The 10,386-nt window shown below is 52.6% G+C and carries 11 protein-coding genes; 7 read left to right on the top strand and 4 right to left on the bottom strand.

What is annotated here, in order from left to right:
- The 6 genes from BFW38_RS16020 to BFW38_RS15995 form a co-directional block, all read left to right on the top strand.
- A partial coding sequence (locus BFW38_RS16020) for a uroporphyrinogen-III synthase (RefSeq protein ID WP_084004832.1) occupies positions 1 to 585 on the top strand: 585 nt, incomplete at its 5' end.
- Positions 586 to 622: 37 nt separating this feature from the next.
- A complete protein-coding gene (locus tag BFW38_RS16015; protein WP_068999795.1) occupies positions 623 to 1,852 on the top strand; it encodes a uroporphyrinogen-III C-methyltransferase in 1,230 nt (409 codons plus the stop codon).
- Positions 1,849 to 3,105: a heme biosynthesis HemY N-terminal domain-containing protein gene (locus BFW38_RS16010; RefSeq protein WP_068999794.1), complete on the top strand. Its 1,257-nt coding sequence runs from the start codon at positions 1,849 to 1,851 to the stop codon at positions 3,103 to 3,105. Before BFW38_RS16015 ends, BFW38_RS16010 begins: the two co-directional genes overlap by 4 nt.
- A gap of 3 nt (positions 3,106 to 3,108) precedes the next feature.
- Complete coding sequence (locus tag BFW38_RS16005) at positions 3,109 to 3,516, top strand: DUF423 domain-containing protein (RefSeq protein WP_069000550.1); 408 nt, start codon at positions 3,109 to 3,111, stop codon at positions 3,514 to 3,516.
- Positions 3,517 to 3,655: 139 nt separating this feature from the next.
- Positions 3,656 to 4,825, top strand: a complete 1,170-nt coding sequence (locus BFW38_RS16000) for a nucleotide sugar dehydrogenase (protein WP_068999793.1) — start codon at positions 3,656 to 3,658, stop codon at positions 4,823 to 4,825.
- A 174-nt stretch (positions 4,826 to 4,999) separates the two neighbouring features.
- On the top strand, positions 5,000 to 5,818 hold the full coding sequence (locus BFW38_RS15995) for an ATP-grasp domain-containing protein (RefSeq protein ID WP_069000549.1): 819 nt from the start codon (positions 5,000 to 5,002) through the stop codon (positions 5,816 to 5,818).
- A gap of 12 nt (positions 5,819 to 5,830) precedes the next feature.
- On the opposite strand, the gene BFW38_RS15990 is transcribed toward BFW38_RS15995, so the two are convergent.
- The 3 genes from BFW38_RS15990 to pyrE form a co-directional block, all read right to left on the bottom strand.
- On the bottom strand, positions 5,831 to 7,168 hold the full coding sequence (locus tag BFW38_RS15990) for a deoxyguanosinetriphosphate triphosphohydrolase (RefSeq protein ID WP_139116650.1): 1,338 nt from the start codon (positions 7,166 to 7,168) through the stop codon (positions 5,831 to 5,833).
- A gap of 73 nt (positions 7,169 to 7,241) precedes the next feature.
- A complete protein-coding gene (locus BFW38_RS15985; protein ID WP_068999791.1) occupies positions 7,242 to 7,808 on the bottom strand; it encodes a YfaZ family outer membrane protein in 567 nt (188 codons plus the stop codon).
- Positions 7,809 to 7,913: 105 nt separating this feature from the next.
- Positions 7,914 to 8,558, bottom strand: coding sequence for an orotate phosphoribosyltransferase (pyrE, locus tag BFW38_RS15980; RefSeq protein WP_068999790.1), 645 nt, complete (start codon positions 8,556 to 8,558; stop codon positions 7,914 to 7,916).
- Between the two features lie 113 nt (positions 8,559 to 8,671).
- Here pyrE and BFW38_RS15975 point away from each other — a divergent pair, with 113 nt between their 5' ends.
- Positions 8,672 to 9,427 (top strand): exodeoxyribonuclease III, encoded by a 756-nt coding sequence (locus BFW38_RS15975; RefSeq protein WP_068999789.1) that lies wholly within the window; start codon positions 8,672 to 8,674, stop codon positions 9,425 to 9,427.
- A 187-nt stretch (positions 9,428 to 9,614) separates the two neighbouring features.
- Here the strand turns inward: BFW38_RS15975 and rph are convergent, their stop codons facing one another.
- Complete coding sequence (rph, locus tag BFW38_RS15970) at positions 9,615 to 10,349, bottom strand: ribonuclease PH (protein ID WP_068999788.1); 735 nt, start codon at positions 10,347 to 10,349, stop codon at positions 9,615 to 9,617.
- Between the last annotated feature and the right edge of the window lie 37 nt (positions 10,350 to 10,386).

Raw genomic sequence — 10,386 nt, 5'->3', positions numbered from 1 at the left:
AGTCCTAGTGCAGCGGACTGCTTACTGGATATTGCCGAGGACTACTGGCCTCAATGGCCGGTGGGAACCTCTTGGTATGGATTAGGCGAGGGGACACGACGACGTTTGGCTCAGGCGGATATTGACTGCGATACGCCCGACCAAGGTGACACCAGCGAGGCGCTGCTGCAAAACTCAGGGCTACAGCAGTTAGAGGGCCAACGCTTTTTACTCGCCGCCGGAGAAGGCGGCAGAACACTGCTGGCCGACAGCCTCACTGAACGAGGCGCTCAAGTCACGCGTTTAAGCCTTTATCGGCGAGAAAAGCCCAAGCTCAATCCGGTACAGATTCAACAGCTGTTAACAGCGACCATCGATGCCCTGGTCGCCACCAGTGGCGAGAGCGTGGCACAGTTGGTCAGCTTTATGGATAATGCCCAACAATGGCAACGTTATCATACCCCATTACTGGTCCCTAGCCATCGCGTGGCCGAATTCGCGAGCACACAAGGATTTGACCAAGTGATCGACACTCAGGGCGCAAACCCAGAAGCGATTGTCAGCGCACTGAAGTTACTGGCGACATCAGCATCGGTTAAGGGCTGATCAAGCGGATTCGGGCCCGGCCTTAACAGGAGTCACCATGGCACAAGACGATAAATCACAATCCGATCATCAGCCCAATCCTCAAGCTGACCACGATAAAAGCCAGCCATCTCATGATGTCGCGGCGGTCGACCCTGCACGCGCCGAACCTGACAATGAAAACGCTCAGAGCAATGCTGATGCCCGCTTTGAGGATGATAAAACCGAATCCACGACATCATCATCCACCAAGCCCTATAAAGGTATCGTGTTGGCAGGAGGGGTGGCGCTGGTAGCGCTAGGGATATCACTGGGTGTGGCCTGGTTAGGCCATCAGCGGGCGGAACAACTCAGCCAGCAGGTCGAACAGCTCAGCCAATTACTTGGTGATAAAGTCGATCAAACCGCGCTGACGCAACAAACGCAACTCAGCCAATCGCTTAAAGCGGCACAGCAAACGCTCAAAAACCAACAAGAGACTCAAGCGACCCAACTCGAACGACTCACACGGGCCGTGGCTCAAAATCAGGCCCCTAAACCCGCCGACTGGCAGCTGGCTGAAGCAGAGTATCTTTTGCGCTTAGCCCATCAACGCCTAGTATTAGAAGCCGATAAACGGGGCGCCATGACGCTGCTGGAAAATGCGGATCAACGTTTACGGCAAATGGATTTACCCACCGTACTGTCGATCAGGGCTGCGCTTAAACAAGATATCCAAACACTCGCTGCTAGCGAACTCCCTGATCGTGTCGATTTAAACCTGCAATTGGCGGCCTTACGGACACAAGCCCGTACCTTACCCATCACGCCATTACAGACGCACCAACATCAAGACGCCAACAAAGTCGAGACACCGGCTGAGTCCCATTGGTATCAATCGCTGGCTCATGAACTGGGCCAGTTGGTGGTCATTCGTCAACGCCAAAATCCTGTACAGCCGCTGTTAACGCCACAGCAGGAAGCCTTGCTCCGACAAAGCCTAACATTGAAGCTACAGGGCGCGGGCTGGGCGGCATTACGTGGCGAACAATCGCTGTACCAAGGCCAGCTCAAAGAAGCTCAAAATCTGCTGACTCAATTTGATACCGAGTCACAAGCGGTTAAAGCCTTCCGCACCGAGCTCACACAATTGCTCAACACCCCCGTTGCTGGCCAGCTCCCCGATGTCAGCCGGGGTTTGACCGCGCTGCAAGCCTTCCTCAGTGACCGTTATGGGGTTCCCCGCCCGGTAACGCCAACGCAGGAACAGCCAGAACAGCCTCATGATGCTGAAGGGGGCCAACCATGATACGCCGATGGTTACCCATTCTATTCGTCCTGGGCGCCGGTGTCTGGTTCGGCCAGCAATTGCTTAATGGCCCAGGCTATATTCTGATCGCATTACCTGATCAAGCCCAAACCACCGTTGAAATGTCGGTTTGGACAGGGCTGCTGCTACTGATCGCCAGCTGGTTTGCCGGTGTATGGCTGCTTAAGTTGCTCGGCTGGATCATGAACCCTTTTGTCGATATGCGTCGGATTAATCGCCAGCGTTTACAACGACGCGGTATGAAGTTGACGATGCAAGGGCTGGTCGATATGGCCCATGGTCGCTGGAAGAAAGCCCGAAAGAAACTGGAGCGTTCCGCCGACCGTACCGGTATGCCCCTGGTGAATTACCTGATTGCAGCCCATGCGGCACACTATGAAGGTGAAGATAAAGAGGTTGATCGATTGCTCAAATCAGCCCATGCCAGTATGAGTGGCGCCGATCTCGCCGTTGAACTCTCGCAAGCGGGCATACAGTTGGATCGAGGCCAAAGCGAACAGGCACTGGCCACCCTGATGCGACTCAAAGAAAAGATCCCCAATCACCCATTAATTCTGCGCCAGCTAAAAGAAGCTTATCAGCGGCTCAATGACTGGAAATCTTTGATCGGGCTGATTCCAGAGTTAAGGCGCCAGCATTTATTTCCTGAAGACAACCTAGAGGCCCTTGAGCAGGAAGCTTACCTTCGACGCTTCAAACAGCTGATGGCCCATTCAGAGTTAAGTGTGGGGTTAGAGGCGATCCAAGCCCTTTGGCGAGATATGCCGAGTCGGCTACAGGACAAATCAGAACTGGTCTTGGCTTATGTCGATGTTCTGCTGCGCCACAAAGAGTATTCGCTGGCTGAACGCACGCTGAAAGTGGCGCTGAATCAGCATTGGTCGTCCAGCTTGATTCGTAAATTTGGCCTGCTGCCCGAAGGTAGCGATTCAGGGAGACGGCTGCTAGAGGCCGAAAAGTGGTTACAGTCACGCCCGAATGATGCTGAGCTCCTACACACCCTTGGACGATTGTCGCAACAGCAGTCTCTATGGGGTAAGGCGGTTGAGTACTACGAAGCCAGTCAACGTTTGAGCCCCAAAGGGGATGTCTGTGGCGAACTCTGTCGATTACTGGCGGCATTAGGCGAAGAACGTAAAAGCCAACATTATCATCATTTGGCGATTAAGTTGATGAATCAGGATTTACCTGACTTTCCTCTCCCGAAACGCACATTAAAGGACGCGCAGTAAGTGATGCCACGTTTATGGTTAATCCTGGCCGCCGGATTAGGCGGCAGTGCAGTGTTAATGGGGGCCTGGGCGGCTCATGCGCTAAAGGCCCAACTCAGTGCTCACTATGTGGAGATTATCCACACCGCAGTGAACTACCAAATGTGGCATGCGATTGCGTTACTGGCACTTGCCTTCTCATGTCGGGAAAGCTCAGTGCCAAACAGCCTAAAAGTTACGGGATGGGCTTGGTGTTTGGGCACCTTACTGTTTTCCGGCTCATTATACGTGATTGGCCTCAGCCAAGGCGGCTGGCTGGGCCAATGGCCTTGGCCTCTAATCACACCTCTCGGCGGTTTGAGCTATGTGGTGGGGTGGGTCAGCCTGCTGGTTTATGGTCTGAAGGACTCACCCACTGCCAAAAGCCCCTGAACCTAAAGGCGGCTCAAGGCTCATATCCAATACAGGTTTCAAGCACTGAGGCTGGGTGCTGAATGTTTAATTGGGGTGCTCAAAGCTCAACCTAGGGGCTCAGCACCCAGACAGTTTATTTGTGAAGGGGATCTCCATCATGCGGGTCACGGTTGTCGGTACAGGTTATGTCGGGCTTTCAAATGCAGTGTTGTTAGCACAACACAACCCCGTCATCGCCTTAGATGTCGTGCCGGAAAAGGTCGAGATGATCAATCAGGGCCTATCACCCATCGTCGATCAAGATATTGAAGCCTATCTGGCCCATAAGCCCCTCCAACTCCATGCGACTTTAGACCCCGCTGAAGCCTATGCCAATCCAGAAGTGGTGATTATCTCAACCCCGACGGATTATGACCCTGCGACCAATTACTTCGATACCAGCAGTGTTGAGGCGGTGGTTGCCGATGTGCAGCGCTACTGTCCTGAGGCGCTGATCGTCATTAAATCCACGATTCCCGTCGGCTATACACGCCAGCTCTGTGAACGCACCGGCTTATCGAATATCCTGTTCTCACCCGAGTTCCTACGCGAAGGCAAAGCGTTATACGATAATCTTTATCCTTCCCGAATTATTGTCGGGGAACGTTCGGAGCGCGGCCAAGCCTTTGCCAATCTGCTAAAAACCGGCGCCTTAAAAGACGATATCCCGGTTCTGCTGACAGACTCCACTGAAGCCGAAGCCATCAAGCTCTTTGCCAACACTTACTTGGCGATGCGAGTGGCTTACTTCAATGAGCTGGATACTTATGCGGCCACACATGGCTTAAATACCCGACAAATTATTGAAGGCGTCGGCCTAGACCCGCGCATTGGCCAGCATTACAACAACCCTTCTTTTGGCTATGGCGGCTACTGCCTGCCCAAAGACACGCGCCAACTCCTGGCCAACTACGAAGAGGTACCGAACAACCTCATTCGCGCTATTGTTGATGCGAATGATACCCGCAAAAACTTCATTACCGATGCCGTACTCAAACACCAACCTGAAACGGTCGGAATTTATCGTTTGGTGATGAAGCATGGCTCGGATAATTTTCGTGCCTCCGCCATACAAGGCATCATGCAACGCATCCAGTCCCAAGGCCCCTCATTGATTATTTATGAACCCGCGCTAGACCAGGATGAGTTTATGGGGGCACCAGTGATCAAAGATCTCGATGCGTTTAAAGCACAAGCGGATATTATTCTGGCCAACCGAATGGATGATGCTATTCGCGATGCCAGTGCGAAAGTCTATACCCGCGACATCTTTGAGCATGACGCCTGATTCAGATATTCACGATTGGATTCAGATATTCACGATTAAAAGCATAGGGCGCCGATAGATACGCTTGGTGATCGGCGCTTTATGACCTAAAATAACGGCTTCACAGCAACATCTCCTTCCAACTGTCGCCATTTCTCACGACTTTGTATGGGCCTGCGCCAGCAGGAAATTCATATGCAACTGATTAGTTTTGACCCTTTTCGCACCCTGGGGCTACCGAATGTACGGTATATCAAACCAGAGCGGATGTATGATCACCTGGATGACATCAAGCAAGCGGACTGGCTTTTATTTCCAGAGTATTGGCAGGTCAACACCCTTGTATTTGGACTAGGTAAGCGCATATTTCCAAGCCTGCCGACCTATTTATTGGGCCATGATAAAGTCGAACAAACCCGTGTTTTCAAGGCCTGCTGTCCAGAACACACCCCGCGTACAGCCATTCATGGCAGTAGCCCCGCTACGGTAAAAAGCATCGTCGAAAGCTTCAGTTTTCCGATCGTAGCGAAAGCCGTTAAAAGCTCAATGGGACAAGGCGTGGCATTACTGGAAACAGCCCAGGCACTCGAACAATGGGCAAACGAACACCCCGTGCTCTATATCCAGGAGCGCTTACCCATTGATCGAGATATCCGTTTAGTGTGGGTCGGCAACCAGCTGATTGATGCCTATTGGCGCCTAGCCCCCGAGAATGGCTTTCATAATAATGTCGCCCAAGGGGGAACAACGCGACGCGACCCCATCCCAGAGGCGGCGGTTAAGCTGGTCAGAACCCTTGCCCAGCAACTGAATATTGACCATGCCGGTTTCGACGTCGCCATGGTGGATGGACACCCTTACCTATTTGAGTTCAATCGATTATTTGGCAACCAAGGGATTCAGGGGGGCCCGCAACGCCTCTCGATCGCCATGCTGGCCTGGCTGCAGAGTCAGTATGATGACCCGCGTACGCCGCCAGGCGCACCGACAGCGCCGATGCCGATTGCCAGCTAGATGGATCAGCGCTTAAGCCCCATCACCCGCACGGATCATGCCGCCCATCTCCTGAGCCAGATCCACGGCATAGTGGTCGGTCATGCCACCAATGAAGTCCAATGAGCGTCGATAACTGTCATAGAGCGGCCAATCGGCCGCTGGAATATTTTCACCAATCAGGGCTAAAACTCGGGTGGGTTTAAAGCCCACCTTGCCTTCTCGGTGCAAGGTCTCTGTCGCACTACAAAAGGCTTCCAGCAAGGTGCCTAACGTCGTATAGGCACCAATTTCGAGCTTGGCTTTGCGCAGATTTCTAAAAATACGTTCCCGTGCCAACTGCTTCGCTCGGTGCACACCTTCACGCACCGGAGCGGGACACACGTCAATGAGATCACCTTCAAACCGACCCGCTAACAAATCCCCTTCATAACGAACAAAGGCTTCGGTCACCGCCTCAACCATGCGTTCCATCGCTTGACCTCTTAAGGCCGCAATGCGGCGGCGGCGCGAAGCCCGCGACAGTAAGTCATAATCCGGCGGTACCTGCTCACTAATAGATTCCAGCAGGGTGGCGACCTCGTCAAATGACAGAATATCCATCTCTAAGCCATCTTCAAGGTCCAACAGGGCATAGCAAATATCATCAGCCGCTTCGACCAGATAGACCAACGGATGACGCACCCAGGCCGTATCCGCGGTCTGAATCAAGCCCAGTGCTTCAGCCACCTGAGCCAACAGCTGCTTTTCACTCTGAAAGGCGCCAAACTTACCTTTGGCTCCGGCATGTTCGACCGTCCAGGGGTACTTCAACATCGCACCGAGCGTCGCCAGTGTCAGCCGCATACCGCCTTGAAACTGGTTATATTCAATCTGGGTGACCACACGAAAACCCTGTGCATTGCCTTCAAAGGTCAATAAATCCTGACGCTCTAAATCAGACAAAGGACCCAAACGTGACTGCCGCTCAGCCTCTCGAAACCAGTCTCGAATGGCATACTCACCGGCATGACCAAAGGGCGGGTTGCCGATATCATGCGCCAGGCAAGCCGCTTGAATGATGGCGCCAATATCACCTGGGGTCACACTGAGGGGCAATTGAGTGCCTAACTGCTCGGCCACACTCATTCCAAGACTTCGTCCCACACACGCCACTTCAAGCGAATGCGTCAAACGGGTATGAATATGATCGTTTTGAACCAGCGGATGAACTTGCGTTTTACGCCCAAGCCGTCGAAATGAGCCCGAAAACGTGATGCGGTCGTGATCTTTATGGAAAGGAGAGCGGCCCACCTCTTCTTTACGGTGGGCCCCTCTTGGGTCTTGTAAACGGTTAGGCGATAGCAGGCGATTCCACGCCATCATAAGCACGACTCCTTCACTTAAAATACGCCTTAAGCCACAGCCTAATCCGTCAATGTGACCGATAAGGAATGAGCACGCTTTAGAAGTTCATCCGAAAACCGATATTCAGTCCGGAATCCAAATCATCATCAAAGCCGCCGTCTTCCTGCTCAACGCCAAGATAACGATATCCCAGATACACATCGGTATTTTGAATGGCTCGAATCGCGACCCGCGCCCCATATTCATACAGTTTCTCGGTATCACCGAAGCTGGTCACTTGAGGGGCATACCACCCATAAGCGCCCACCGACATCCGCTGGAAGTTGGGAATCGTACGATACAGGAAGCCGCCAAAAGCCAGCGCGCTGCCATCGAAATCATCCGCATCATAGGCATATAAACGAGCCCCTAGGCCCGCACGATAAGTGGCATTATCGGTTTCAATGCCCTGAACGCCCAGTGTCCCGACGAGACTGTCAAAATCATCGTGATCTTCTGAGTACAATATGCCGCCATTAATACTCAAATTAGGCATACTCGACACTCCAGATTCCAGCTCTGCCTGAATACTGGTGTCATTAATATTGGCATCAACCGATGCCGCCCAAACAGGCGTGGCCCCAAAAGCCAGAATGAAGGTCGAAACGGGCAGTGTCAGACGCATGCAGTTACTCCTCTTATTAGACAACCAGATCTGATGGCCACATAGGCATGCAGGCCATTCATCTTTTAAGTCATCATCTTTTAAGTCGTCACGCACAGGGCCTGATTAAGCGCCATAGCGCTCACGGTAAGCGCGAATCGCCTGAACATGCTCATCTGACGAGCCCTGTGCTTCGAGATATTCCAGGATCAACGTTAAATTGACGATACTGGCCACCTGAAGGTTCAAATCGCGCTCAACTTCCTGAATCGCAGACACTTCACCCTGGCCTCGCTCCTGCCGATCCAAGGCAATGACAATCCCTTCAACTTGGGCGCCCGCTTGGGTCAGCAACGGCATCACTTCACGAATGGCCGTACCGGCAGTGATCACATCATCAATCAGCAAAACACGCTGACCTTGTAACTCAGCCCCCACCAACTGGCCGCCTTCGCCATGATCTTTGGCTTCTTTACGGTTAAACGCGTAAGGTGTGGGCCGTCCGTGATGCTCAGACAGCGCCATTGCGGTTGCTGCGGCCAGAGGAATGCCTTTATAGGCTGGCCCAAACAACACATCAAATTCGATGCCTGAGCGTACGATGGCCTCAGCATAGCAGCGTCCCAGCTGTGATAAAGCGTCGCCACTACAGAACAGTCCTGCATTAAAAAAGTAAGGACTGGTCCGCCCAGATTTCAAATGAAATTCACCAAAGCGAAGCACGGATTGATCAATAGCAAAGCGAAGAAAATCGTGTTGATAGTCAAGCATGGCAGGTTATGGCCCCTTTAGGGCAAAGAATGAGCGTTGAAACCCCTAAGGGTGTCCCCAATAGATGCTTGCTAATGTATCATACACGCTCGAACCAAAGGGACCACGCGCGCATGAAAATCATCAACTTAAATGTCAATGGCATTATGCAGGCCGTAGACAAAGGCTTTCTGGACTGGCTCTCGGCTCAGGATGCGGATGTCGTGTGCGTCCAAGACATCCAGGCCAAGAGCTACGAACTCCCCGACGAGGTTTATCAGCCGGAGGGGTACGAAGGTTATTTCTTCGATGCCGAGCAAGATCATTTCTCTGGTGTCGGTATTTATTGTCGACGGATGCCCAAGGCCATTATGACCGGCTTGGGTTTTGAATTGGCTGATCGAGAAGGCCGCTTTATGCAGGCTGATTTCGATAAAGTCAGTGTCGCGTCATTCCTGATGCCTTCAGGTGAAAACCCGGCTGAGAAACAGTTATTTATGGAGCAGTACCTGGAGTTTCTCCGCAAACTGCGACGTAAACGGCGGGAATACATTATCTGTGGCACCTGGAATATTGCGCATAAAACGATTGACCTGGCCGACTGGCAAAGTAATCAAAACAGTATCGGCTTCAGCCCGGAAGAACGTGCCTGGATGGATCAGGTATTTGGGCCGCTGGGCTATATCGATACTTTCCGTGAGATCAATCGTGATGCGGATGCCTACACATTTTGGCCCGCAGGTAACGATGACCGCCTACGCAGTGAAGGCTGGCGGGTTGACTATCAAGTCGTCGGCCCTAACCTGCAAAAAGCCATTAAACGGGCTTGGATTGATGATAGTGTCAAGTTCTCCAACCATGCAGCACTGGTAGTGGAGTACGACTTATAAACCCCATCAGGGTAAGCCCAGCCAGGGCATCAGTCATCGCCCCTCATGTGGCACTCATCTTGGGCCTATCTTGAGGCGAGCGTGATCTCAACGCCAACGTCATATCAGCCCATAAAAAAGCCCCACATACTGAGTATGCGGGGCTTTTTGATTCAAGAGGCGAATTCAGAGTCAGAAGAAGAGTCGTTCAAGGCTCACGTAACGCCTGACGCTGAGCATTGACCAAAAACTCACAGCCTTGTGCCGCCAAATCGAGCATGGCATTCATCTCTTCCCGAACGTAAGGCGCGCCCTCGGCGGTTCCTTGCACTTCAATAAACCCACCGGTTTCCGTCATCACCACATTCATATCGGTATCACAGTTGGCATCTTCGGCATAATCCAGATCCAATACCGCCTGTCCCTGATACATCCCCACAGAGATAGCACTGACCAATTGTTTCAGTGGGTCTTGAGTAATCTTGCGGTCTCGCTGCAAGCTCCGCAAGGCATCAACCAGCGCGACACAACCCCCTGTAATCGCCGCCGTGCGGGTCCCACCATCGGCCTGAATGACATCGCAGTCGATGGTAATGGTGAACTCACCCAGCGCTTTCAAATCAACCGCAGCGCGCAGCGCACGGCCAATCAGTCGCTGAATTTCCAGCGTTCGCCCACCTTGTTTACCTCGGCTGGCTTCACGATCACTACGGGTATGAGTGGCCCTTGGCAGCATGCCATATTCTGCCGTAATCCAGCCTTGGCCCTGGCCTTTTAGCCAACGCGGCACACCGGCATTCACACTGGCGGTACACAACACTTGAGTATCACCAAAGCAGGCCAACACAGCCCCTTCGGCATGCTTCGTGAAATGCCGAATTAGACGAACCTCTCGCCCCTGATCAAAAGAACGTTGGCTGGGACGGGTAACATTGGGTTGCATGCTGGCTCCTGGGGATTTAGTCCAATCATTAAAACGT

It is taken from the genome of Terasakiispira papahanaumokuakeensis (genome assembly GCF_001709345.1).
Taxonomy (GTDB): domain Bacteria; phylum Pseudomonadota; class Gammaproteobacteria; order Pseudomonadales; family Halomonadaceae; genus Terasakiispira; species Terasakiispira papahanaumokuakeensis.
This window is presented reverse-complemented; position numbering and strand designations above follow the sequence as displayed.

Bases quoted from the DNA above. Each gene is read 5' to 3' on its own strand.
- BFW38_RS16005 (WP_069000550.1), top strand. From the start codon at position 3,109: ATGCCACGTTTATGGTTAATCCTGGCCGCCGGATTAGGCGGCAGTGCA.
- BFW38_RS16015 (WP_068999795.1), top strand. From the start codon at position 623: ATGGCACAAGACGATAAATCACAATCCGATCATCAGCCCAATCCTCAA.
- BFW38_RS15995 (WP_069000549.1), top strand. From the start codon at position 5,000: ATGCAACTGATTAGTTTTGACCCTTTTCGCACCCTGGGGCTACCGAAT.
- BFW38_RS15975 (WP_068999789.1), top strand. From the start codon at position 8,672: ATGAAAATCATCAACTTAAATGTCAATGGCATTATGCAGGCCGTAGAC.
- pyrE (WP_068999790.1), bottom strand. From the start codon at position 8,558: ATGCTTGACTATCAACACGATTTTCTTCGCTTTGCTATTGATCAATCC.
- BFW38_RS16010 (WP_068999794.1), top strand. From the start codon at position 1,849: ATGATACGCCGATGGTTACCCATTCTATTCGTCCTGGGCGCCGGTGTC.
- rph (WP_068999788.1), bottom strand. From the start codon at position 10,349: ATGCAACCCAATGTTACCCGTCCCAGCCAACGTTCTTTTGATCAGGGG.
- BFW38_RS15985 (WP_068999791.1), bottom strand. From the start codon at position 7,808: ATGCGTCTGACACTGCCCGTTTCGACCTTCATTCTGGCTTTTGGGGCC.
- BFW38_RS16000 (WP_068999793.1), top strand. From the start codon at position 3,656: ATGCGGGTCACGGTTGTCGGTACAGGTTATGTCGGGCTTTCAAATGCA.